This window comes from Arthrobacter methylotrophus, assembly GCF_039539965.1.
GTDB classification, from domain to species: Bacteria; Actinomycetota; Actinomycetes; order Actinomycetales; family Micrococcaceae; genus Arthrobacter; species Arthrobacter methylotrophus.
The window spans coordinates 1,032,808-1,055,518 of sequence record NZ_BAABED010000001.1 but is presented as its reverse complement, the minus strand read 5'-3'; the positions used below and the strand labels follow the sequence as shown (position 1 = coordinate 1,055,518).

General features: G+C 61.9%; 26 protein-coding genes and 1 other RNA gene. 11 read left to right on the top strand and 16 right to left on the bottom strand.

What is annotated here, in order from left to right; all coding sequences use genetic code 11:
* Positions 1-19: 19 nt before the first annotated feature.
* Positions 20-733 carry a metal-dependent transcriptional regulator gene (locus tag ABD884_RS05205; RefSeq protein WP_345039037.1) on the top strand — a complete coding sequence of 238 codons (714 nt, stop codon included), beginning with the start codon at positions 20-22 and terminating at the stop codon, positions 731-733.
* Between the two features lie 27 nt (positions 734-760).
* On the opposite strand, the gene ABD884_RS05200 is transcribed toward ABD884_RS05205, so the two are convergent.
* Positions 761-2,206, bottom strand: coding sequence for an MFS transporter (locus tag ABD884_RS05200; protein WP_345039031.1), 1,446 nt, complete (start codon positions 2,204-2,206; stop codon positions 761-763).
* 81 nt (positions 2,207-2,287) lie between these two features.
* On the opposite strand from ABD884_RS05200, the gene ABD884_RS05195 reads away from it, so the two are divergent.
* Positions 2,288-2,662, top strand: coding sequence for a hypothetical protein (locus tag ABD884_RS05195; RefSeq protein ID WP_345039025.1), 375 nt, complete (start codon positions 2,288-2,290; stop codon positions 2,660-2,662).
* Between the two features lie 135 nt (positions 2,663-2,797).
* Complete coding sequence (locus tag ABD884_RS05190) at positions 2,798-2,932, top strand: hypothetical protein (protein ID WP_269317238.1); 135 nt, start codon at positions 2,798-2,800, stop codon at positions 2,930-2,932.
* Positions 2,933-2,963: 31 nt separating this feature from the next.
* On the opposite strand, the gene ABD884_RS05185 is transcribed toward ABD884_RS05190, so the two are convergent.
* Complete coding sequence (locus ABD884_RS05185; RefSeq protein ID WP_376954465.1) at positions 2,964-3,962, bottom strand: S1C family serine protease; 999 nt, start codon at positions 3,960-3,962, stop codon at positions 2,964-2,966.
* Between the two features lie 98 nt (positions 3,963-4,060).
* Positions 4,061-4,531: a MarR family winged helix-turn-helix transcriptional regulator gene (locus tag ABD884_RS05180; RefSeq protein WP_345039009.1), complete on the bottom strand. Its 471-nt coding sequence runs from the start codon at positions 4,529-4,531 to the stop codon at positions 4,061-4,063.
* A gap of 124 nt (positions 4,532-4,655) precedes the next feature.
* On the opposite strand from ABD884_RS05180, the gene ABD884_RS05175 reads away from it, so the two are divergent.
* The 8 genes from ABD884_RS05175 (at position 4,656) to ABD884_RS05140 (ending at position 12,190) form a co-directional block, all read left to right on the top strand.
* Positions 4,656-5,609, top strand: coding sequence for an SDR family NAD(P)-dependent oxidoreductase (locus ABD884_RS05175; protein WP_345054570.1), 954 nt, complete (start codon positions 4,656-4,658; stop codon positions 5,607-5,609).
* On the top strand, positions 5,609-6,499 hold the full coding sequence (locus ABD884_RS05170; protein ID WP_345054567.1) for an amidohydrolase family protein: 891 nt from the start codon (positions 5,609-5,611) through the stop codon (positions 6,497-6,499). The genes ABD884_RS05175 and ABD884_RS05170 overlap by 1 nt, the downstream gene beginning before the upstream one ends.
* A 1-nt stretch (position 6,500) precedes the next feature.
* Positions 6,501-7,739: an acyl-CoA dehydrogenase family protein gene (locus ABD884_RS05165; RefSeq protein WP_345039000.1), complete on the top strand. Its 1,239-nt coding sequence runs from the start codon at positions 6,501-6,503 to the stop codon at positions 7,737-7,739.
* Between the two features lie 41 nt (positions 7,740-7,780).
* Positions 7,781-8,236, top strand: a complete 456-nt coding sequence (locus ABD884_RS05160; RefSeq protein ID WP_345038992.1) for a MaoC family dehydratase — start codon at positions 7,781-7,783, stop codon at positions 8,234-8,236.
* 43 nt (positions 8,237-8,279) lie between these two features.
* Positions 8,280-9,629 carry an MFS transporter gene (locus ABD884_RS05155; RefSeq protein WP_345038987.1) on the top strand — a complete coding sequence of 450 codons (1,350 nt, stop codon included), beginning with the start codon at positions 8,280-8,282 and terminating at the stop codon, positions 9,627-9,629.
* Between the two features lie 40 nt (positions 9,630-9,669).
* On the top strand, positions 9,670-11,238 hold the full coding sequence (menE, locus tag ABD884_RS05150) for an o-succinylbenzoate--CoA ligase (protein ID WP_345038980.1): 1,569 nt from the start codon (positions 9,670-9,672) through the stop codon (positions 11,236-11,238).
* Positions 11,239-11,277: 39 nt separating this feature from the next.
* Positions 11,278-11,643, top strand: a complete 366-nt coding sequence (locus ABD884_RS05145) for a hypothetical protein (RefSeq protein WP_345038973.1) — start codon at positions 11,278-11,280, stop codon at positions 11,641-11,643.
* A gap of 343 nt (positions 11,644-11,986) precedes the next feature.
* Positions 11,987-12,190 (top strand): hypothetical protein, encoded by a 204-nt coding sequence (locus ABD884_RS05140; RefSeq protein WP_345038970.1) that lies wholly within the window; start codon positions 11,987-11,989, stop codon positions 12,188-12,190.
* A 136-nt stretch (positions 12,191-12,326) separates the two neighbouring features.
* Here ABD884_RS05140 and ssrA read toward each other — a convergent pair.
* The 13 genes from ssrA to ABD884_RS05075 all read right to left on the bottom strand — a co-directional run bounded on the left by ssrA (position 12,327) and on the right by ABD884_RS05075 (position 22,613).
* Positions 12,327-12,695, bottom strand: a transfer-messenger RNA (tmRNA) gene (gene ssrA / locus ABD884_RS05135).
* Between the two features lie 144 nt (positions 12,696-12,839).
* The gene (gene smpB / locus ABD884_RS05130) at positions 12,840-13,310 is read right to left on the bottom strand and encodes an SsrA-binding protein SmpB (protein WP_028264808.1); all 471 of its coding nucleotides are present in this window, start codon (positions 13,308-13,310) and stop codon (positions 12,840-12,842) included.
* A 64-nt stretch (positions 13,311-13,374) separates the two neighbouring features.
* On the bottom strand, positions 13,375-14,799 hold the full coding sequence (locus ABD884_RS05125; protein WP_376954470.1) for a peptidoglycan DD-metalloendopeptidase family protein: 1,425 nt from the start codon (positions 14,797-14,799) through the stop codon (positions 13,375-13,377).
* A gap of 2 nt (positions 14,800-14,801) precedes the next feature.
* On the bottom strand, positions 14,802-15,716 hold the full coding sequence (gene ftsX / locus ABD884_RS05120) for a permease-like cell division protein FtsX (protein ID WP_345038953.1): 915 nt from the start codon (positions 15,714-15,716) through the stop codon (positions 14,802-14,804).
* The gene (gene ftsE, locus ABD884_RS05115; RefSeq protein ID WP_345038944.1) at positions 15,713-16,477 is read right to left on the bottom strand and encodes a cell division ATP-binding protein FtsE; all 765 of its coding nucleotides are present in this window, start codon (positions 16,475-16,477) and stop codon (positions 15,713-15,715) included. Before ftsE ends, ftsX begins: the two co-directional genes overlap by 4 nt.
* A gap of 163 nt (positions 16,478-16,640) precedes the next feature.
* Positions 16,641-17,756 carry a peptide chain release factor 2 gene (prfB, locus tag ABD884_RS05110; protein ID WP_345038927.1) on the bottom strand — a complete coding sequence of 372 codons (1,116 nt, stop codon included), beginning with the start codon at positions 17,754-17,756 and terminating at the stop codon, positions 16,641-16,643.
* Between the two features lie 63 nt (positions 17,757-17,819).
* Entirely contained in the window at positions 17,820-18,230 is a 411-nt protein-coding gene (locus tag ABD884_RS05105) for a hypothetical protein (protein ID WP_345038921.1), read from the bottom strand.
* Between the two features lie 65 nt (positions 18,231-18,295).
* Entirely contained in the window at positions 18,296-18,814 is a 519-nt protein-coding gene (locus ABD884_RS05100) for a hypothetical protein (RefSeq protein WP_345038917.1), read from the bottom strand.
* Positions 18,795-19,217, bottom strand: a complete 423-nt coding sequence (locus ABD884_RS05095) for a TadE family protein (protein WP_345038910.1) — start codon at positions 19,215-19,217, stop codon at positions 18,795-18,797. The genes ABD884_RS05100 and ABD884_RS05095 overlap by 20 nt, the downstream gene beginning before the upstream one ends.
* 3 nt (positions 19,218-19,220) lie before the next feature.
* Positions 19,221-19,484: a hypothetical protein gene (locus tag ABD884_RS05090; RefSeq protein WP_345038904.1), complete on the bottom strand. Its 264-nt coding sequence runs from the start codon at positions 19,482-19,484 to the stop codon at positions 19,221-19,223.
* Between the two features lie 116 nt (positions 19,485-19,600).
* The gene (locus tag ABD884_RS05085) at positions 19,601-20,539 is read right to left on the bottom strand and encodes a type II secretion system F family protein (protein WP_345038897.1); all 939 of its coding nucleotides are present in this window, start codon (positions 20,537-20,539) and stop codon (positions 19,601-19,603) included.
* On the bottom strand, positions 20,536-21,390 hold the full coding sequence (locus ABD884_RS05080; RefSeq protein WP_345038887.1) for a type II secretion system F family protein: 855 nt from the start codon (positions 21,388-21,390) through the stop codon (positions 20,536-20,538). The genes ABD884_RS05085 and ABD884_RS05080 overlap by 4 nt, the downstream gene beginning before the upstream one ends.
* Positions 21,390-22,613: a TadA family conjugal transfer-associated ATPase gene (locus ABD884_RS05075; RefSeq protein ID WP_345038873.1), complete on the bottom strand. Its 1,224-nt coding sequence runs from the start codon at positions 22,611-22,613 to the stop codon at positions 21,390-21,392. The genes ABD884_RS05080 and ABD884_RS05075 overlap by 1 nt, the downstream gene beginning before the upstream one ends.
* Between the last annotated feature and the right edge of the window lie 98 nt (positions 22,614-22,711).

Sequence of the window (22,711 nt, the reverse complement as noted above, 5' to 3'; positions counted from 1 at the left end):
TCGCGATAGGCTTGGAACCGTGAAGACCAGTGCGCTCTCCTCCTCGATCGAGGACTACGTCAAGGTCATCTACTCCTTTACGGAGTGGCAGGACAAACCCATCACGTCCACCCAGTTGGCGCAGCGGCTTGGCGTCGCCAATTCCTCCGTTTCGGAAATGGTCCGCAAGCTCAAGGACCAAGGCCTGGTGGACCACCAGCCTTACAGCGCCATTACTTTGACGCCCAGGGGAATTCAGCTTGCCTTGGGCATGGTCCGCAGGCACCGCCTCATCGAGACGTACCTCGTGCGGGAACTTGGTTACAGCTGGGATGAAGTCCATGACGAGGCCGAGTTGCTCGAGCACGCCGTCTCGGACACCTTCATCGATCGCATGGCTGCCAAGCTGGGCAATCCCGCCCGCGATCCGCACGGTGACCCCATCCCCACAGCCGAAGGTTCCATAGCGTTGCCGCACGCGCACCGGATGATCGAGCTCGACGACGGCCATTCCGGAAAAATCACCAGGATCAGCGACGAAAACCCCGAACTGCTGCGGTACCTGTCCGCCGAAGAAATCGACCTTGATGCCACTATCCAGGTCATTGGCCGCAAACCGTTCGGCGGTGCGCTGGTGGTCCGGATCGGAAAGGGCACCGGAAGCCGGGATTACGACCTCGCCGACGAGGTCGCCTCCGCCCTGTGGGTAGCTACAGACACCTCCCACGAAGGTTGCATCCTCGCGGACCGCTGACCAATCGGTGTCTTGGACTGCCCGGTCCTAGGCCCGCTGGGCCGCCGTCCCGCCGTCGTCGGGGGCTGGGCCTTCCGGAGATCCTGTCGACGCAGCTCCCGAGACGGGGTTCCGGATCCCGACGGCGGATGCCGCCGCCCCGATGAAGAACAGGACCGCCGTGACTACCACGGCGTTCATCAGACCTTGCCGGGTGAAGACCGGACCGATGATGAGCCCGGCAAAGGCGATGCATATCAAGCCCGCAATGCGGGCCACCGCATTGTTCACGGCGGAACCGATTCCTGCCTCCTCGGTGGGCACGGCCCCCAGGATGGCCGCGGTGAGGGGGGCCACCAGAGTGCTGAGCCCGATGCCGAAGACGATCTGCCCGGGTAGCACCTGGGTCCAGTAGTTCAACGGCTCCTGGACGGCCAGGGTCATGAGGAAACCGATTCCGCAGATGAACGGCCCGGCGGTCATGAACCATCGCGGACCGTACTTGCCAGCCAGTCCGCCGAAGAACGAGGCCGTCAGCATCAGGAGGACAGTCGCGGGAAGCAACGCAATACCCGCAGTCGTCGCCTTCATTCCCCCCACTTGCTGTAAATAGATGCCCACGGCGAAGAAACCCAGCGAGAGGGCGCCATAAATGGCCAAGGTGGCGATGTTCCCCCAGCCGAAGTTGCGGATACCGAAGAGCCGCAGGGGCAGCATAGGTTCCTGGGTCCTGGATTCGTGGATCAGGAACAGGGTCAAGGCAACGGCACCCACGGCGAGGGGCATCCAGACCACCATGTTTCCCCAGCCCATGCGCCCTTGCTCGATGAATGCGTAGACCGGGCCACCAAGTCCTACCATGGCCAAAAACGCGCCAAGGTAGTCAATCTTCTTGCTCGTATCCGTGGCGGCATCGGACTTCCGCAGTCCGGCGAGGATCGGCCAGACAGCGACGGCCGGGACGACATTGATGAAGAAGATGACCCGCCAGGACAACAGGTCGACAGAGACGCCTCCGATGAGCGGAGCCACGATGGCTGCCGCGCTGGTCCAACCGGACCACTGGCCGATTGCCTTGGACTGCGCCGGTCCCGAAAAGAACGTGACAATCATGGCGAGGGAACTCGGAACCAACAGCGCCCCGGCGATCCCCTGCAGGGCCCGAGATACCACCAGCACCTCGCCGTTCCAGGCGAGACCGCATGCGACGGAGGTCAGGGTAAAACCTGCCAGTCCCCATTCCAGGATGCGCGCACGGCCGAAATGGTCGGACAAGGACCCGGCCACGAGAATCAGCGCACCCAAGGTCAAAAGATAGGCATCCACCACCCATTGCTGGATGACGAGTCCGCCGCCGAGCTCGCGGCCAATCGCAGGGAGGGCCAGGTTCACCACGAAGCCGTCCAATATAGCAATGAAGGACGCCACAATGGCCACAACAAGGACCCGCTTTTGCAGCGGTGAACTTGGCAGCAGCGCGGCTGCATCAGTCATGAGCACAGCCTACCCCTGCTGGCCCGCCCACCGCCCGGATTCCTGCGCGATCCCGCCACGGCCACAGTCCCGTATCGTTGAATGGTGATTAGCAGACGTGACGCCGCACTGGCCCTTGATATTCCGATGGAAATGGCCCAGCGCCACGGCATCCCGCCCAGACTCACCCAGGCCGAGCTGGACGAGTTGCAGGACAACCCACCGCAATGGCTCGTCCAATCGCGAGCCAACCGCACCGGCAAACGACCCGTCTGGGTGCACCTGAGCTGTGTCGTGTGCGGTTATACCGAGGCCGTACGTCCCAAGAAGTGGTGGCCTGAGTTCACCTACGTCTTCTGCGGGCATCACCGCAACAGCGAGGTTCCCGGAATCCTGCCTGGCGAGGTCCGCAGCGAGTACGAAGGAATCGGCTCGCGCTTCGTGGGCCTCGTGGACGTCCCGGCGTCCGAGGGGTAGTTACTTGGGCGTTGTTTCTGGCGCCTCCGGCGCCTGGTTGCTTTCGCCTGAAACAGGCGTAACTTACAAAGAGAGGGCCTTTCAGGACCCTCTTTGCAGGGTCTCCATAGAGGACCCGTAGTTAGGGAGCATGACATGCCTGACAAAGCGCCTCACCAGCACGAGACGAAGAAGAGTATCAAGTCCATCAAGGAGAAACGCGCAGCGAAGCGTGCAAAGCACGATTCCGACACCGGCGTGGACCCTGTGGCCCACTTGAGGAAGAAGTAAAGCGGCCGGGGCATGATGGCCCCGGCTGTTCTCATGAGTCAGTGTCGGTCATTTCGCTTGGCACCGCCACCAATCCATGAGTGACGCCCTCTCGCAGGACCGTCAGGGGGAACGGCTCCCCTATTGCTTGGGAGAACAGGAGTTTCTGAAGGCTCTCAGCACTGGATACTGCGCGCGATTGGGCACTCAGGACCAGATCGCCCGCAAGCAGCCCGGCCCGCTCCGCCGGGGATCCTGCTATGACTTCCACCACCCGGAGCGCTTCTTTCTGGCCTGTCCGGATGACCGCGCTCGCATCCAACGGAATAGGGGTGCTCACCAAGCCAAGGTAGGCGCGGCGGACACGGCCGTCCTTGAGCAGGGCGGCAATGATCCGTTGAGTCGTGGTGTTGATGGGAACCGCGAGCCCGAGCCCCAGGCCGGCCACGGCGGTATTGATTCCGATGATCCGCCCCTTTGTATCAGCCAGGGCACCCCCGGAATTTCCTGGGTTCAATGCGGCGTCCGTTTGGATGACGTCCTCGATGACCCTGCTGTGACGGCCAGACCTCACCGGTATGGACCGTCCGAGGCCGCTGACGACGCCGGCAGTCACTGATCCTGCCAGGCCCAGCGGAGTGCCCACGGCAATCACCAATTGGCCCACGCGCAAAGATTCCGCGTTGCCCAGGATGGCAGGCGGCGGGGCACGATGCCCCCGGACAATAGCGAGGTCGGACAAAGGATCGGCACCGACGAGTTCAACGTCGGTGTGTGTGCCGTCTGCGAATATCGCCCGCCCTGAACGGAGTCCCGAGACCACGTGGGCGTTGGTGAGCATGTAGCCGTCCCCCGTGAACACCACGGCCGATCCGCTTCCGATCCTGACTTGGCCGTTCCTTCGCGGACTACTCATTTCCAAAGCCGCAACATGCGGCGTGACCGACTCTGCGACGCGCATGACCGTCCGCGAGTAGGCATCCAAGGCTTCCTCGTCCGACGGGGCATCAGGCATGTCCTCGGGAAAATTCTGTTCCGGCGACGTACTCATCGTGCACCTCCTGTAACCGGTGGTGTCTATATCAACGAAAACACTGCCGGCCTTAGTCCGTTCCGCCCTACGCCGAGGGTGAACTGAGGGCTACCCACCTAGCCCCACAATGCTTTTCGCAGGAGGGTTTTGAGTTGCGCGGCTTCCTCGGCGTCCAGCGCGGAGAGGACTTCGGACTCGGCGCGGCGGGCAGCAATGGCGGCTTGTGCCAGGAGCTGGTTTCCTTTTGCCGTGGCCGTCACGGTCTTGGCGCGGCGGTCCTGTTTGCCCGGCGCCCTGGTCACGAGCTTCCGCTTTTCAAGCTCGTCCACCAGGGCAACGATCTGGCTGGGATCGAGGCTGAGGAAGTCCGCCAGCTCCCGCTGGGTGGGCTCCAGGCCGCTGTCGGCAAGAATCAGCACCGAGTACGAGCGTTCCTTGAGGTCGAACTCCGCAAGCGCCCGGTTGTTCACGACCGAGCCGCCCGCATGGAGTTTGGCCAGCAGGAAGCCCGCGTCCTGGCTGATCGGAGCGTCTGCCAGCCGGTCCTTTGCGGCAGACTGTTGCCCGGCCTTCGCTTCGATCGTCATAACAAACTCCAATAATCTTCAAAATCAATCGTTGACATTTTCAATTATACGTATTCTCATGGAAGAAGAACAGCATCCCATGCCGAACGGCCGGATGCACAGGGAACGGGCAAAGGAGCAGGTCATGAGTTTGAACGGCAAGGTTGCGATCGTCACCGGCAGCGGGCAGGGTCTGGGTCTGGCTTACGCGAGGGAACTCGCCCGCCGGGGTGCCGCCGTCGTCATCAATGACGTGAACGCCGAAACGGCGGCGCAGGCCCTCGCGCAGATCGAGGCCGACGGCGGCAAGGCCACCGCCGTCGTGGTTCCGGTGGGCACCACGGAGGCCGCGAAGGCGCTCGTGTCCGGTGCCCTCGAGGCGTTTGGCCGTTTGGATATCCTGGTGACCAACGCCGGGATCCTGCGCGATAAGTCCCTGTTGAAGATGAGCGACGAGGATTTCGACCTGGTCATCAACGTGCACCTGAAGGGCACCTTCACCTGCGTCCGCGAGGCGTTCGGGTACTTCAAGGAGAACAACATCCCGGGCCGGATCATCACGATCGGTTCCCCGACGGGTCAGCGCGGGAACTTCGGCCAGAGCAACTACGCCGCGGCCAAGGCCGGCATCGTGGGCATGGTCCGGACCTGGGCTTTGGAGATGAAGAAGGCCGGGGTCACCGTCAATGCCGTGATCCCCGTGGCCGCGACGGCGATGACCAAGACCGTCCCGTACTTCCAGAAGGCCGTGGAAGCGGACGAGCGCGGTGAGGCGATGCCGTCCTTCTTCCGCCACGAGCTGGGCTTCGGCACGGCAGAGGACGTCGCGGGCCTGGTTGCTTTCCTCGCCTCCGACGAAGCCGCAAACATTACCGGCCAGGCCATCGGTGCCGGCGGGGACCGGCTGCAGCTCTGGACGCACCCGCAAGCGGCCACCACCGAATACCGCAAGGGCGGCTGGGACTACGAGGCCCTGCGCGGGCAGGCCGCGGAACTTTTCAGCAAGGAAAACCTGCAAAGCTACGGCGAGGAATTCCTGCCGCTGCCGGCCGAGCTGCAACCCGAACCTGCCGGCGCCTCGGCAACGGCGGCCCGCTGATCATGGCACGCTACGAATTAGGCATCGACGCAGCGAAACTCGATGCGATCGACATGCACGTCCATCTCGAAGTGGACGGCCACGGCCACGGATCCCTCCCGGAGGCCCTGACGGAAGCCTCGGCGAAGTACTTCAAGGCCGGGGACCGCACCCCGTCCCTGGACCGGATAGCCGAGCTGTACCGCGAGCTGAACATGGCCGCGGTCGTGTTCACCGTGGACGCCCGGACCCAGCTCAAGCACGAACCCAACAACATCCCGGAACTGATCGCCGGCGCCGCGAAGAACAACGACGTGCTGATCCCCTTCGGCAGCGTAGACCCCCGCACCGGGTCCGAGGCCCTCCAGGGAGCCAAGCACCAGGCGGTCGAACTGGGTGCCCGCGGTTTCAAGTTCCACCCCTCCCTGCAGGGCTTCGATCCCTCCAACGAGCAGTTCTACCCGCTCTGGGAAACCCTGCAGGAACTCGGACTCCCGGCGATCTTCCACACCGGGCAGAACGGCATGGGCGCGGGCCTGCCCGGCGGTTACGGGATCAAGCTCGCCTACTCCAACCCGCTGCTGCTGGACGCGGTGGCCGCGGACTTCCCGGAACTGCAGATCATCATGGCCCACCCCTCGGTGCCCTGGCAGGACGAGGCCAACTCCATCGCGACCCACAAAGCGAACGTGTTCATCGACCTGTCCGGCTGGTCCCCGAAGTACTTCCCCGAATCCCTGGTCCGCATGTCCAACTCGGTACTGCAGGACAAGGTCCTGTTCGGCACGGACTTCCCGCTCATCACCCCGCAGAAATGGCTCGGGGCCTTCGCCGAGCTGCCCCTGAAGGACGAGGTCCGGCCCAAGATCCTCAAGCACAACGCCGTCCGCCTGCTCGGACTGGACGGTTGAAATGGGCACCGAGACCGCCAGGGAAACCACAGTCCAGGAGCGCCTGTACTCCGTAGCGGACTGGTACGACGCCGAGTCCCTCCTCAGCGAGGACGAGCGCCGGGTCCTGGCCCGGCTCCGGGGCTTCCTGGACGCCGAGGCCAAGCCGTTGCTGGCCGGGTACTGGGAACGGGGCGAGTTCCCCGAACAGCTGGCGCAGCCGCTCATCGATCTGGACCTGATGGAACCGGCCGAACTGACCGGCGCCCCGGGTGCAGAGCGGAGGCCGGCCCGCGGGATCTACCAGGGCTTCCGGGTCTTCGAACTCGCCCGCACAGACGCCTCCCTGGCCACCTGGTACACCGCCCAGGCAGGCCTCTTCCGGACCGCGATCCGGGTCGGGGCTTCCGAGGAGCAGCAGCGCGCGTGGATGCCGCGCGTCATCGATTTCTCCCTCAAAGGCGTCTTCTCCCTGACCGAACCCGAGCACGGTTCGGACATCGCCGGCGGCCTCTCCACCACCGCCCGCTTCGAAGCAAACCCCGACGGCGGCACCTGGGTTTTGGACGGCGCCAAACGCTGGATCGGCGGCGCATCCACGGCCGACGTCCTGGCCGTGTTCGCCCGCGACGTCGCCGACGGCCAGGTCAAAGCGTTCCTCGTGGACCGCCAGGCAGCCGGGGTGAGCCTGGAGAAGATCCACGGCAAAACATCGCTACGGATGATGCAGAACGCGCACATCACCCTCGACGGGGTCCGGGTCCCCGAATCCATGCGCCTGCACAACGTGAACTCCTTCAAAGACGTCGCCGCGATGCTCAAGGCCATGCGCTCGGACGTCGCCTGGATCGCCACCGGCATCCAGGCCGGCGCGTTCGAAGCCGCCCTGGCCTACGTCAAGAACCGCCAACAGTTCGGCCGGCCCCTGGGCTCCTTCCAACTCGTCCAGGAAAAACTCGCCCGCATGCTCGGCAACCTCACCGCCTCCCTCTCCCTCGTGGTCCGGCTCACCGAACAACAAGCCAAAGGCTTCTACCGCGACCAGGACTCCGCCCTGGCCAAAATGCAGACGTCCCTGCTGATGCGCGAAACCGTCGCCCTCGCCCGGGAACTGGCCGGCGGCAACGGCATCACCCTGGAAACGGACGTCGCCCGCTTCCACGCCGACGCCGAAGCCGTCTACTCCTACGAAGGAACCCACGACATCAACGCCCTCATCATCGGCCGCGCCCTCACCGGCGAAAGCGCCTTCACCCGCTAAACCGTCCCCTTTCACCCATCACTAACTACCAGGAGGCCGCCATGCCCCGTCTCGTCGTCGACTTCGACACCCTGCCCACCCTGACCGGCAAGGACCTCGGCACCACCGACTACCGCCAAATCACCCAGGAACAAATCAACCTGTTCGCCGACGCCACCGACGACCAACAATGGATCCACACCGACCCCGAACGCGCCAAGGACGGCCCCTTCGGCGCCCCCATCGCCCACGGCTTCCTCACGCTCTCCCTCATCATCCCCTTCTGGGGCGAGCTCTTCGACGTCAACGGCGTCACCACCAAAGTCAACTACGGACTGGACAAAGTCCGCTTCACCTCCCCCGTCAAAGCCGGCTCCAAAGTCCGCATGCACGCCACCATCGCCGAAGTCACCGAAGTCAAAGGCGGCGCCCAAATCAAAGTCAACGCCACCATCAACATCGAAGACCAGGAACGCCCCGCCGTCGTCGCCGAATTCCTCGCCCGCTTCTACAAATAAGCCGTTCTTCACACAGCCCCTCCTCCTGCTTTAAGGAACAACGATGTCCCAAATATCGCAGCTTCAATCCATGGACATAGCCACCAGGCGCAAGGAAGCACGCACCGTCATTGCTTCCAGCTACCTGGGCAGCACCATCGAGTACTACGACTTCCTGCTCTATGCCACAGCCGCGGCCGTGGTCTTCCCCAAGGTCTTCTTCACGGGATTGGACGACTGGGTGGGCGTCGTGGCCGCCTACGGAACTTTCGCCGCAGGATACGTAGCGCGCCCGCTGGGTGGAGTCATCTTCGGGCACTTCGGCGACAAGCTCGGACGCAAGGGGATGCTCATTGTGTCCATGTTGGTCATGGGCTTGGCATCCGCGCTGATCGGCCTGGTCCCGGGTGCTTCCGTGGCCGGTCCCTGGGGCGCCGTGATGCTTGTTGTGCTCCGGGTTTTCCAGGGCATCGCGGTGGGTGGCGAGTGGGGCGGAGCCGCCTTGATGGCATTGGAGCATTCCGAATCGGGGAAGCGCGGCTTCGCTGCCTCGTTCGTCAATGCGGGTGCGCCGTCGGGCGCCGTGCTGGGCACACTCATCATGGGCGCCTTCTCAGCCCTGCCAAACTCCCAGTTCCTTGCTTGGGGCTGGCGCGTTCCCTTCCTGCTCTCGTTTGTCTTGCTTGCAGTGGGCATGTTCGTCCGGTTGAAGGTTTCCGAGAGCCCCATCTTCAAAGCCGCGATCGAGCAGGAAAGGGTGGCCCGGAGCGTGGATGCCCAGGGCGCCGAGAAGGCCGTTATTCCGCTCCTTCAGGTCCTTCGCCGGCCTAAAACCCTCATCTTCACCATGCTCGCAGGGGCCGCGGGCTTCGCCCTCCAAGTGGTCCTGGCAACGTTCGCGGTCACCTTCGCCGTCTCCAAGGGCGCCGATCGCCAGGGCGTGCTGTACGCCTTCGCCGCGGCTTCCTTCATCTCGATCGCCTTCGTGATCCTTGGCGGCAGGCTCTCCGACAAGCTGGGCCGGAGGCCTGTGATGATCGGCGGGCTCGTGCTCTTCATCGCATATCTGATCCCGATGTTCCAGCTGTTGTCCTCGAACAACATCTTCCTGATCTTCGTTGCCTTCACCGTGGGCCTGATGATCCATTCCACCCTCTTCGGGCCATTGGCCGCCTTCGTGTCCGAGCAGTTCGGCACCACGTCCCGCTATACGGGAGCCTCGCTCGGTTACCAGCTCGCGACGCTCCTCGGTGCGGGTTTCACCCCCGGGATCGTTGCCCAGATCTTCAAGGACTCAGGGCAGGACACGGGCTCGGTGGTTTTCTACTTAGCCGTGATGTCCATCGTCTCCATCATCTTCATCCTGTTGACCCGGGAACCCAAGAACAACGATTTGCAGGCCGTCCGGCCTTGAGCCCGGAAAAGGTTTAGCTTGGAAAGAAGAAAGGACCGTCATGGAGAATTTTGGCATCGGTTCGTGGTTGCAGCGTCGCCGCCCGAAGTCCGGAAGCAAGATCGCGTTGGTCTCCGGAGACCGCCACATCAGTTACGAGGAATTTTCCGAACGAACGGACAGGCTCGCGAACGCCCTCCGTGCCGGGGGCGTTGCCAAGGGCGACAGGGTGGCCTATCTCGGCGAAAACGATCCCGCCTTCCTGGAAACGCTTTTTGCTTGCGGGCAGCTTGGGGCTATCTTCGTACCGCTCAATACTCGGTTGGCGCCGCGGGAGATCGCCTTCCAACTTGAGGACAGCGGTGCCGTCGCGCTGATCCACTCCGCAAGCCTCAGCGGCCTTGCGGCCAGCGGCGCAGAGGGCACCCAAGTGACCCGGCGCGTCGTCGTCGGCGATTCCTTCCCAGGCGACGGCGGCGCTCCTTTGGGTGATGAGGTACGTGAAGGCCCGACGGCGGCCGAAGACTATGAGGCCGTTGTCGCCTCGGGGGCTCCCCTCCATCTGGACGAAGAGGTGAGGCTCGATGATGGGGCCATGATCCTCTACACGTCCGGAACCACGGGACGCCCCAAGGGCGCGCTACTGACCCACGGCAACATCACCTGGAACTGCATCAACGTGATCGTCGATTTCGATTTCTCCTCCGCCGACGTGGCCCTCATGATCTCCCCGATGTTCCACGTCGCCTCGCTCGACATGGGAGTGCTGCCAACGCTCCTCAAGGGCGGGACCGTGGTCCTCGAGTCGAGGTTCGATCCCCAACGCATCTTGGAGCTCGTCGAAAGGCACCGGGCCACCACCATCAGCGGGGTTCCCACCACCTACCAGATGCTCTGCGAGCATCCGGCTTGGGCAACGTCGGACCTTAGCTCCCTCAATAAGCTGACCTGCGGCGGATCGGCCGTTCCGATGCGCGTCCTGGAAGCGTACGAGGCGCGCGGCCTCCGCTTCTCGAACGGCTACGGAATGACCGAGACCGCGCCGGGCGCAACCACGCTGCCCGCCGCCAGGTCCCGGGACAAAGCAGGTTCTTCCGGGCTCCCGCACTTCTTCACCGATGTCCGGATCGCCGACGTCGCGGGAGGACGCGCTGCGCAGGGCGCGGTCGGGGAAATCCAGATCAAGGGCCCCAACGTCATTCACGAATACTGGAAGCGGCCCTCGGCAACGGCTGAATCATACGAAGACGGCGGCTGGTTCAAGTCCGGAGACCTAGGCTACAAGGACGCTGATGGATTCGTCTTTGTCTCGGACAGGCTCAAGGACATGATCATTTCGGGAGGCGAGAACATCTACCCTGCCGAGGTGGAACAGGCCATCAGTGAACTGGATTCCGTGGGCAGCGTGGCAGTCATCGGCGTGCCGGATGCCAAGTGGGGAGAGGTGCCGCGCGCTGTGGTGATGCTCCGCGAGGGTGCCTTCTTGACAGAGGACGAACTCAAGGAGCACCTGGCCGGTAGATTGGCTCGCTACAAAATCCCGAAAACCGTGGTGTTCGTGGACCACATACCGCGAACTGCCAGCGGAAAGATCCGCAAGAGCGAGCTCCGGGCGAGCGCCGTTTCGTAAGGCATCGGTTGCCGGTCGCAGGGCGGCCCCGCACCCCGCTTGTTTGTCGGCCCGTGGACCCACACGAACTTCACCGGCGATTCCCCGAACATCAACTTCGGGATCGCCGCGGCGTCGGGGGTGATGAACGGCTTGGGAGACTTGTCGCGGCTCCACATCGACTGGTTCGACGCCGTCCTCAAGAACCGGCCGGAGCACCTGCGCCGAGTCCCTTCGGTGCTGCTTTACGTCATGGGCGAGAACCAGTGGCGCGGCTGCCAAGAACTCCCGAGCCCGGCGGGAGAGCGGTCCTGGTACTTCGGATGTGACGGCCTGCGCTCCCCTGAGTCTGGCGCAAACGGGATTGCCATCCACGTTCGAACAGCTCTGTTGTCGGAGGACGGGGGTGCCCGAGTGACTGGTTAACAGGCACACCCAACGGCACCGGCCGCGTCCACAAGTAGGTACCACTCGCGACAGTGAGTGCCCGCGGCTCTACTGTGTGGGACAGCACCCATCCCAAGACAGATGGGCGAATTGCCGAGACTGGGCTCAGACTGGCGAGGGGCCACAGTCACGAACCATGCAAGGAGGCTTAGCGAATGGACTACCCACATTTCACAAGCCGGGATCGGCACATCGCCTACGCAACCCATCAGGAGAAGGACTGACTCCGTACTAGGCATGTCCTCCCGGCCCAGACCGAGGGAGCACCGCCTTTGGCAGCACAATGCGGGACCCGCCGACAAGCTGAGATTGGGGGCCCAACGTGGATGGGCAACAATGGATATGGGTCGTGATGGTGCTTGTGGGAGCGGCACTGTTAGCAGGCGTGATGGTCTTCGGACACCAGCGACGCACACAGGATGATCGCAAACGCGCTATCAAACGTCCTGAACGCGACCTCAAGAACCCCCCGAACGGCGACGACCGTGCGGAAGACGAACCCGCAGCTCGGAGTCCGAACTACTGAGAGCGCCCGAAAAATCGAACAGAGAACCTTCGTCCGGGACGAGCGACCCCTACAAAGAAAAACACCCCCGGTCCGAAGACCGGGGGTGTAACCGATGACCCGACCCATCCGTGAAGGATGTCTCGACTCATCACAAAAGTGGAGATGGGGGGAATTGAACCCCCGTCCGATGTCGTGTTGTCAGGGCTTCTCCGGGCGCAGTTCGCGTCGGATTTTCTCGGCCCCAGCTATCCTGCGAACAAGTAGCTGATCCGGGCCCAGTCATCTAAGAGTCCCGTTTGCCCCGATGACGGAGGCAAGCAGCAGTGGCTATCTAAATGACGCCAGGATCCGGGGCAATAGCAACCTCGGGCTGACGGACTGTCTTACTGCTTAGGCAGCAAGAGCGAAGTCAGTGCGTTTTGAATTGGCACTTATTGGTTTGCAGACAGCGTTTACGAGATAATTCTGCATCCTCGGCCCGCTTCACCTGTCGCGACTAACATCGTCGAAACCGATCATCCCCGTATTTTGTTATCAATCCCTGCAGGACTGCGATCGCTCATGAGCGGCCACGTGTTGATTCCTGCCGGGTTAATCATCATAACGCACTGCAGCGCCGGAACATTCCGGGACACGCCTCAGCCGTCTCCCACCGATCCTTAGCGAACTAGCGACGGTTGCGCTCGCGCAGTTCGCGCAATGATTCGCGCTTGTCCTGCTGCTCGCGCAGTGTCTGCCGCTTGTCGTAGTCCTTCTTGCCTCGGGCAAGGGCAATCTCCACTTTGGCGCGTCCATCCAGGAAGTAAAGCTGGAGCGGCACTACCGTCAGCCCGGTCTCGCGGATCTTGCCGGAGATCTTGTTGAGTTCTTCGCGGTGAAGCAACAGCTTCCGACGGCGGCGGGCGGCGTGGTTGGTCCAGCTCCCCTGGTTGTACTCGGGGATGTGGATACCCTCCATCCACAACTCGTCGTTGTAGAAGGTGCAGAAGCCATCGACCATGGAGGCATGGCCCTCACGCAGGGACTTCACTTCGGTCCCCATGAGGGCGATGCCTGCCTCATAGGTATCCAATATGTGGTAGTCATGCCGAGCCTTGCGATTGGTGGCCACTACCTTACGGCCACTTTCCTTGGGCACGGTAGAACTCCTTGGTTGTCGAAGAATCACACTAGTCTACGCCAGCAGAACCCGGTCGCGTGTGCTACAGCAGGTTCATCGGGTCAACAGCCTGACCATTCACCCAGGTTTCAAAATGGACGTGGCAACCGGTGGAGTTGCCGGTAGTGCCTGAGTAGGCAATGAGCTGACCTTGGCTCACCTGCTGTCCGGAAGAAACCACCACGCTGGTGTTGTGGTAATAGACCGTGGTCAAGGAATCTCCGTTGATGACGCCATGCGATATCTTGACCCGGTTGCCACCGCCGTCGTTACCCCAACCCGCTGAAAAGACGGTGCCGGCTGCGGCCGCGTACACAGGAGTGCCGCAGGGGGCACCGAAGTCGATACCAGTGTGCATATAGCCGCCCTGGCCGTAAAAATCGATGGTTCCAGGCGGCGTCGCGCGCCAACCGAAACCCGAAGTGATGGGGATGCTCGCCGGTACCGGGTGGATCAACCCGAAGTTCCCGCGCGGATTGCTCGCGGGCGGGACAAAGGGCTGCGGAGCCTGGCCCTGGGCCTGGGCGGCGGCCGCCGCGGCCGCGGCCACTCGCTGCTGTTCGGCCAACCATGCTTCACGCAGCTTACGGTCGCGGTCCGAGATTTCCGCGGCGACGGCATCCTGCATCGCCTTGACTTGTTGGATCTGGGCTTGGATCCCGGGTTTGGCTGCCTGAAGTTGGCTGTTGAGACGGGTGGTGTCGGCGATCAGCTTGTCCACCTCGTCCTTCTTGGCGGCAGCATCATCGCGGGCGGCCTTTTCACGCTCGAGTGCCGCATCCGCTTTTGCCTTGAGATCGCGGATTTCCTGTTCGACGGCGTCAAGCCGGGCCTGGGAGTTCACGTTGGTGGCACTCTGCTGGGTCAACTTGGTCATCGTGGCGTTCTGGCTGCGCATCGCCTGATTGGCGAGGTCCATGGTTTCCGTGAGATTGCCGCCGTCGTTCGATCCAAAAAGCAAAGCGACGTTTGTGGGAACGCCTCCGGATTTATAGGCTTGGGCCGCGATCTGCCCGATGAGCTTCTTGGTGTCAGTGATCTTTTGCTTGTCGTTTTCCAGCTGGGCCGTGATCTGGGCCTTGCTCTGCTGGGCAAGATCCACTCGGGCCGCGAGGGCATCAGCTTCCTTGACCGCGGAAGCAACCCTGCCCTGGGCTTCGAGAAGTGCCTGTTGCGCCCCTGGGAGCCTGCCTTGGTAGACCACGAGGTCGCCAGCCGCCTTAGCGATGTTGGCATCGACGAATTCCAGCGACTGTTGTACTCGAGCCGACTCAGCGTTGAGGGCTGCCTGCTGGTCATCGAGGTTGTCCGCGCGTGCCACGGGAGCGGTGCCAAGACTCGCGGCCAGCGCGATGATCAGCACAGACCCGGCAATCTTTGCGCGGCTGCTGGCCATGCGCAGCTGCAGGACAGCCTTCTCTTTCCGATTCATCAGCTGTCCTGTTCGCTCGCGATCATTGCTTTTCATGGCTACACCTTGAGATATCGGCGAAGGGTCAGGAGGGAAGAAATCCCGGCCAAGCCGCCGCCCAACGCTATCAGGACAGGCGCTATCACCAGTACCTGGGTCGAGGAAATAAACGGAGTGTTCAGGAACTGTTTCGACAAATCTCCATTGAGCCAGAACTGGGCCACGAGCCACAGTGTGCCGGAAGCCAGGACGGCCCCCACGACGGCGGCGATAACCCCTTCAAGAATGAACGGCAGTTGGATCACGGTCTTGGATGCTCCCACCAGCCGCATGATGCCGGTTTCCCGTCGCCTGCTGAAAGCAGAAAGTCTGATAGTTGTAGTGATGAGCAGGACAGCACAGAAAATCATGACCCCGGCAACCACCATTGCCGCCACCGATGCGCCATTCATCCACTCAAAGATCCGCTCCAAAACCTGACGCTGATCACTCACTGTCTCCACGCCGGCTTGGGAAGAGAACGTCTCGCTGATGATCTGGTACTTCTGGGGGTCCTTCATGTTGATCCGAAACGACGAAGGAAGCTGATCCTGGGTTACCGAGTCAACAATCGGGGAATTGGAGAACTGTTCCTTGAAGTGTTTGAACGCATCGGCCTGCGATTCGAACTGGTAGTCACTGATGTATTGCTTCACCGCGGGGGATTCGAGCAACTTGGCCAAGTTGTCCTGCTGCTCCTTGGTCACCGCACCCGAAGCACATCCAGTCGCCGTCGAGGAGTCATTGCAGAGGAAGATGGCAACCTGGACTTTGTCATACCAGTAGCCCTTCATCTGGTTGATCTGCATCTGCAGCATGCCGGCCGCGCCAACAAAGGTGAGGGACACGAAGGTCACCAGGACGACAGAAATCACCATGGACAGATTTCGGCGCAGACCGCTGCCGATCTCCCCCAGAATAAACGCGAGCCTCACTGCTGAACCCCCTGGGCACGGTCGAGTTCGGCGCCGCTGGCATCCTTGAGACGCCGGGACTCCCCCACCACCGGAATCATCGATGTGTACAGCGCCTTCGCTTCGTCGCGGACCACCACACCGTTCCGCAGTTCCACCACCCGTTTACGCATCTCGTTCACAATGTCGTCGTCATGGGTGGCCATGACCACGGTGGTACCGTTCTGGTTGATCTTGTCGAGTACGCCCATGATGCCCATGGAGGTGATGGGGTCCAGGTTTCCGGTAGGCTCGTCCGCCAGCAGGATGCCGGGTCGGTTGACGACGGCGCGCGCTATGGCGACTCGCTGTTGTTCACCGCCGGAGAGCTCGTGGGGCATGCGGCGTTCCTTGCCTTCAAGGCCAACAGTCTTCAACACTTCCGGAACGGTCTCCCGGATAATGCTTCGGCTCTTGCCGATCACTTGCATGGCGAATGCCACATTGGCGAAGACGTTCTTCTGGGGCAGCAACCGGAAGTCCTGGAAGACGACCCCGATGCCGCGGCGAAGCTTGGGGACGCGCCAGCTTGAAATGTTGGCTACGTTCTGGCCGGCGACGTAAACGGAACCGGCGGTTGCCCGGTCTTCCTTAAGAATGAGTCGTAGAAACGTCGACTTGCCAGAGCCGGAGGCCCCGACAAGGAAAGTGAATTCTCCACGGTCAATCTCAAGGGTGACAGCATCCAGCGCCGGACGGGCATTGGGGTCGTAGACCTTGGTGACATTCTCAAATCGGATCATGACTCTTCAGAACCCCGCCGGACATGCCACATTTCGGCCAGTCCAACCGCCAGCGCACGGGCTTTCGATGGGGGAAGTTGAGCGCCAGCTCTTCGACTATACGCACGCTCCATGATGGAATCGCGGGCTTGGCGCGGTGTGTCGCCCAATCAGGCGGGCACCGCTAGTCTTCGGCGTTGCGGTTGCCGGTGCGCCAGCGAATGCCGGCGTCGATAAAGTCGTCGATGTCGCCGTCGAGCACTGCCGACGTGTTGCCCACTTCGTGTTCAGTGCGCAAGTCCTTGACCATTTGGTAAGGATTGAGCACGTAGGAACGCATCTGGTCCCCCCATGATGCCTTCACATCGCCGGCGAAAGCCTTCTTCTCGGCATCTTCTTGCTCTTTTTTCAGGAGGAGGAGCCTTGACTGCAGCACACGCATCGCGGCTGCGCGATTCTGCAGCTGGGACTTTTCGTTCTGCATGGACACCACAATCCCGCTCGGAATGTGGGTCAACCGCACAGCTGAGTCCGTCGTGTTGACGGACTGCCCGCCAGGACCGGAAGAGCGGAAGACATCGACGCGGATCTCGTTGTCCGGGATGTCGATCGAGTCCGTCTGTTCAATGAGCGGAATAACTTCAACCGCAGCAAAGGAGGTCTGCCGCCGGCCCTGGTTGTCAAAGGGACTGATACGGACGAGTCGGTGGGTACCGGCTTCAACGCTGAGTGTCCCGAACGCGTAGGGCGCCTTGACCTCGAAAGTAGCTGATTTGAGGCCCGCCTCTTCGGCGTACGAGGTGTCCATGACGGTGGTCGGGTAGCCGTGGCGCTCCGCCCAGCGCAAGTACATGCGCATGAGCATCTCGGCAAAGTCCGCAGCATCAACCCCGCCGGCGCCAGCACGAATCGTGACAACGGCTTCGCGTTCGTCGTATTCGCCTGAGAGCAGCGTGACCACTTCAAGTTCCTTGAGGGCATTGCGGATTGAGTCGAGTTCCGCGGCGGCCTCGACCATGGAGGCGTCATCCCCCTCGTCCTGGCCGAGCTCGACCAGGACTTCGAGGTCGTCGATGCGGCCCGTCAGCTTGTTCAAACGCTCAAGTTCCGACTGCCGGTGGGATAACTTTGACGTAATCACCTGCGCAGAAGCCGGGTCATCCCAAAGGTTCGGCTCACCAGCTTGCTCGCTCAGTTCTTCGATCTCTTCCTTGAGCTTCTCGACATCGGAAACCTGTTCGATGGAGCGGTAAGTGGAGCGAAGCGCGCGGATTTCTGCGGGAAAATCAATCTCAGCCATGGTTGTTCCAGAGTACGCCATCCGTTGGCCGGTATGGCGCGTGTCCGGATGTGACGGCTGGCATTAACGCGTCAGTCGCGAACGCGCCGTCGACCGCGCTTCGATCGGAACGCCGTCAGGCAGAAGAAAGCTGACGACGGGAGGATGGGCAACGGCGATGAGCACCACTTCAGCGGTGGTATTGTCCGGACTTCCCGTATCCCCTCCGATGGCAAGTTGATCGAACCGTGAATAGGCGTGGTTTTGACTAAGGAACGACTCGGTAACGTTGCGTACCCGCTCACTCTTGAGGACGGCCGACGGCTTTTTGGCATCGCTGTCTACTTGGCCTAGCGAGTAGCCGTCCGCGGCCGCCACTGAAGCTCCGTCAGCCACAGAGAGGAGCTTCTTGTGTTCGATGAAGACAGCGGAAGCCGCGGCAACGACGGTTGCCAGCAAGAGCGCGATCACAACGTAACCGATGACCATCACCATCAATTGGCCATCTTCGCTATTTGAGCCGCGGCACCCCTGCGGCTCCCTCTCCGTGAAAACATCTGTCACCGGAATCGTCCGACGATTTGCGTTGCTGACGCATTCAAATGCGCGGCATCCAGGCGCAGCCGGTCCCCAAAGGGCAGCATCGGCAACGGTATTGTGAGCTTCACGGTTACCGTCACGGCAGTCCCGGCGGACAGGCAGTCCCTGCGGTCGCACGCGACTTCCACCGATGCCTGGTGCGCGGAATGCCCATGGTCGGCAAGGGCCAGAAGGGCAGCCCGCTCAGCCATGCCGCGCCCGTGGGATGGGTCCTTCTGCATGACGTAGACCTTGGCAGCTTGGTCCGCCGCCCCCACCACAGCGAAAGAACCTCCCTGGATTTGTCCAATGGTGACGATGAAATAGACCACAGGAACCAAAAGCAGGAGGGAGAAGAGGATGAACTCCACGAGCGCATTTCCCCGCTCAGAGGCACACCGTGCGCCGTTGGTTTCCAGGCCCTCCGGGAGTGGCAAACAGAGGGCATCTCGGAGTCGTGTGAGGACGGCATGGCCGAGATCAGCCAGGAACGGCTGCATGCCCCTTCACCTCCAGCGCAGCAGCTGGTCCGATCAACCCGATGACAGGCAAGGGCGCCCGGACTGTCACTTCCAAGGTGCGGACTCCTTGGAAACTAGCCTCCGACGTTGAGATGTCCCGTGAGAACTCTTCATTCAGCGCAGTGCCGATCAACTTAGCGGCGCGTTCACGCGCATCCACCGGTGTCCGGTCTGCGAGAGTGCCGTAACGGGCTCCGGAGGAGGCGGCATCAATGAGGGTGTTGCGCACGTGCAGCACGAGGGTCAATTGAATGATGGCGAGAAAGAACACCGTCAAGAGACCGCCGACCAAGGCAAAATCCACGACGGCGGATCCCCGCTCCTCACAGCGGCAGGGGACAGACCCACAGAATTCTTCCACTCCGCTGATGGGTGGCGGCATTGGCTACTTTCCGACCTTGCTCATGGCCTGGTTGAAGAGACCTTCAAGGGCGGGCCCGGCAAGCGCCAACAGGCCCGCCACGAGGGCCGCGGACATGAGTGTGATCATCACCCAGCCGGGCACGTCGCCCCGCTCGGCATGATCATCGCCCGGCGCCAAGCTTCTTCCCGGTCTTTTCCCGAGTCGTGATCCAGACGGCAGGAAAGTCCACAGATGCCACAACAAAAGTGCTGAAGCGGGAAGTCCACGACGTCCGTAATTCTTCATTTTTCCCCATTTCCGTTTGCAGAAACCCGCGTGGAGTTCCATGCAGTTTCATTATTGTGGGCATTCAGCCGAATACCCATGTGATGGATTCAAAGAGGTTTGTTCGTAATAGCGCATCAGAAGCCAAAATGTAATGCGGCCAGGCCGGGATAGACTGCGAAAATCACGGTGAGGGGTAAGACGCCGAAAACCAGCGGCACCATCATGGCAATCTCTTTGCGACCCGCCGCTTCCATCAGCTCCCGCTTGGCCGAGTCGCGGACGTCCGAGGCTTGCGCTCGCAATACATCGGCCAAAGGGGTTCCGCGTTCGACAGCAACTACTACCCCGTCTACAAACCGGAGCAGCGGGCCCAGATCGGTTCGTCCCGAAAAACCATGCAGCGCTTCGACGAGGGGCATGCCGGCCCGCGTAGCAGCCAGCACCAGGGCAAACTCCTTGGTCAATTCACCGCGGGCGGTCCGACATACACGGTCAAAGGCAGCGGTAGCGCTCTCCCCTGCGCCCACAGCGAGGGCCATCAGTTCGGCGAGGCTGGGGAATTCCGCAAGCATGCGCCTCTCCCTCCGTTTGATCTGCATCCCCAGCATGTAGTCGCGGAGGAGAAAACCGCCAAATGCGCAAAGCAAGACCGAACCGACTGCAAGCATCGGGTTGAAACGGCCGAGGGTCGCGTTCATCACCGCTGCCGCGATTGCTCCGACAATCCCCATCGCTGCCCATAGCAACTGCTCCGCACGGAAGTCCACGGCAGACTTTCCCGAGCCGGCTTTTGCCAGCCTCTCGTTGAGCGATCTGGTGCCGAAGTTGAATCGAGCCAAGGAACGCAGTGCGTCCCGGAACACGGTCCGGAGAATGCGCTCCAAGGGGCCGAAGGGGGCGATGTCGGTGGGAGTGGCCAGCAACCGGGATTCAACGTTCTGGGATTTGAGTTGGGGCTCGATCCGCTCAGCGAAGGATGTGGCCCGCATCAACGGGAGTCGGACAAAAACAAGCCACAACCCGGCTCCCAGGAGAAGCCCGCAGAACACAGTCATGGCAGTGAGCACCGTCACCGAAGTACCCTTTCGTCCTGGGGAAGGGCGCCAATGCGCAGCATGGCCCAGTAGCAGACTCCCGAGACCAACAGACCGGCCCCCAGCACACTGACTCCGGCCGCGGAGTTATAAGCTGCAACAGCTTCCGGCCTGCTGGCCAGCAGCATCAGGACAATCCATGGGGCGGCAACCGCCAGGCGCGCTCCATTGATAGTCCAAGATTGTCGCGCTTCCAGCTCACTGCGGGTCCTGGCGCTCTCACGGAGGAACTCGGCGAGAGTTCCCAGAAGGCGCCCGAGATCGGATCCACCCACCTCACGGGTCAATCGGAGCGCCTCAATGATCCGGTCGGCAACGGGGTCGGCCAGGCGCGCCTTTAGCTTGCTCAACGCCGAATCGAAATGGCCGCCCGAACGGTAATCCACCCCAAACTCACGGAAGAGGCCCCTCAGCTCTTCGGGACCTTTGTCACCGAGTTGGACAAGTGCTTCAGGCAGCGAAAGCCCCGCTCGGATCGCTGAGCGCAGATGATCTACGACGTCCGGCCACAGTTCCCGGAGCATGGCTGTCCGCCTACGCGCCCGCCAGCTGACAACCCCTAGAGGAAGCCACGCACCGAATAGGCCGAAGCACGCCGCGATCGAAACCGAGGTTGTCATGATTGAGATCACCAGCGTGGTGAAAAGGCCGAACCCCAGGCAGGAGGCGACGAATGCTCCAGCGCTCACCTTTTCGATCCCGGACGCGAGCAGCAAACCCTCAAGGCGTTTGGGTTTGGACTCCTTGACGGCAAGCGGTGGTTTCTCCCAAGCAGACCACCAAACAAGAAATACGCCCAGCCCGCAGAGAACACCAAGCAGCGGCGCCATCAGTAATGCTCCAGAAGAGCAGCAACGTTAAAGCCTGCCCGGGAGAACTTCTCCGCCGCGGGCATGGAATTTGACGTGGATTGGAGTCTTCCGTCCTGCATCGCGAACACCATGGACGACTCGACAATGCCGTTCTCCACGCGCCGACCCAACGAAAGTATTTCCGTGACTTGCCGGCGCCCGTCCGGGAGGCGGCTGCAATGGATGACGAGGTCGATGCAGGATGCGACGGTTGGAACGACGAACGCACTCGAAATGTTCTCGCCCGCAAGCAGGGGCAGCGTGCAAATCTTGGTCACGGCGTCATGGGCAGAGTTGGCATGGACCGTGCACATCCCGGGAAGGCCCGAATTCAAGGCAATAAGCATGTCCAGGCTTTCGGCTTCACGGACTTCGCCAACGACGAGGCGATCTGGCCGCATTCGAAGAGCCTCTTTGACGAGTCGACGGAGGGGTATTTCACCTTGTCCCTCCAGGTTCGGCTGTCGGCACTGCAGACCGACAACGTCACGGAGCGGGAATTGGAGTTCAAAGATCTCTTCGACTGTGACGACCCGTTCCCTCGAGCCGATGTTGGCCGCCAGGCAATTGAGCATGGTTGTCTTTCCTGCCTGGGTGGCGCCGGAAACGAGAATATTCAGCCCGCTTGCCACCGCCGCTCCCAGAAATCGCGCCGACTGAGGCGTCAACGTGCCCAGCTCCGCCAAGTGTTCGAGCCTAGTCGCCTTCACCACGAACTTGCGGATGTTGACCGCCCAATGCCGGCGAGTGACATCCGGAATGACCACGTGGAGCCTCGAACCATCGGGCAAGGCAGCATCCACAAACGGCGAAGAGAGGTCCAGCCGCCGCCCGGAACTCTTGAGCATCCGCTCCACGAGGTCGCGAACCTGCTGTTCGTTGAGGCTTAGCGCGGTCAGCTCGGACTCGCCATTTCGGGCAATGAAGACCTCATTGGGCGCGTTGAGCCAGATTTCTTCAACAGTGGGGTCATCCAGAAGTGGCTGGAGTTGTCCGAAGCCGGCAACGGCATCGAAGACGTACTTGCGCGCGCTGTCCAGCTGTCCCAACGGAGGCAACGGACCGAGAAGGGCGCGCTCGTCATAGTCACTCACGGCGGCCTCGACGAGTCGACGTACTTCGACCGTCTGGTTGAAAGGGTCCAGCCCCCTCCGGCGAATCAGTTCGCGGACCTCATCCTCGACGATGCTTAAGGCATCCATCTTCCCCCCAATGAAGAATGAATTCCGCGTCGCAGCGGAAGCGTCAATGAAGTCAAGGCTAGGCGAGATACCTACATGGATCCAATAAGCCTGGTCGG